This is a genomic window from Streptomyces sp. URMC 127, from assembly GCF_051386535.1.
GTDB lineage: Bacteria > Actinomycetota > Actinomycetes > Streptomycetales > Streptomycetaceae > Streptomyces.
In genome coordinates this window covers 1-940 of record NZ_JBPQTW010000464.1, presented here as the reverse complement: position 1 = coordinate 940, position 940 = coordinate 1, and the positions used below count along the sequence as shown (strand labels likewise).

Annotated in this window: 1 rRNA gene; it reads left to right on the top strand. The window is 57.8% G+C overall.

Annotated elements, in window-relative coordinates:
* Positions 1–940 (top strand): 23S ribosomal RNA (locus tag ACSNOH_RS34920); the annotation flags it as partial.

Here is a 940-nt window from a genome sequence, read left to right as displayed (position 1 = left end):
AGTAGCGCGCCCAAGACCCGAAGCGGAGTGATCTAGCCATGGGCAGGTTGAAGCGGAGGTAAGACTTCGTGGAGGACCGAACCCACCAGGGTTGAAAACCTGGGGGATGACCTGTGGTTAGGGGTGAAAGGCCAATCAAACTCCGTGATAGCTGGTTCTCCCCGAAATGCATTTAGGTGCAGCGTCGTGTGTTTCTTGCCGGAGGTAGAGCACTGGATAGGCGATGGGCCCTACCGGGTTACTGACCTTAGCCAAACTCCGAATGCCGGTAAGTGAGAGCGCGGCAGTGAGACTGTGGGGGATAAGCTCCATGGTCGAGAGGGAAACAGCCCAGAGCATCGACTAAGGCCCCTAAGCGTACGCTAAGTGGGAAAGGATGTGGAGTCGCAGAGACAACCAGGAGGTTGGCTTAGAAGCAGCCACCCTTGAAAGAGTGCGTAATAGCTCACTGGTCAAGTGATTCCGCGCCGACAATGTAGCGGGGCTCAAGCGTACCGCCGAAGTCGTGTCATTCACACAACAGCCCTAACGGGTGTGTGGATGGGTAGGGGAGCGTCGTGTGCCGGGTGAAGCAGCCGCGGAAGCGAGTTGTGGACGGTTCACGAGTGAGAATGCAGGCATGAGTAGCGATACACACGTGGGAAACGTGTGCGCCGATTGACTAAGGGTTCCTGGGTCAAGCTGATCTGCCCAGGGTAAGTCGGGACCTAAGGCGAGGCCGACAGGCGTAGTCGATGGACAACCGGTTGATATTCCGGTACCCGCTTTGAAACGCCCAATATCGAATCAGGCGATGCTAAGTCCGTGAAGCCGCCCTGAGCTCTTCGGAGCGTAGGGGAGTGGTGGAGCCGACGAACCAGACTTGTAGTAGGTAAGCGATGGGGTGACGCAGGAAGGTAGTCCAGCCCGGGCGGTGGTTGTCCCGGGGTAAGGGTGTAGG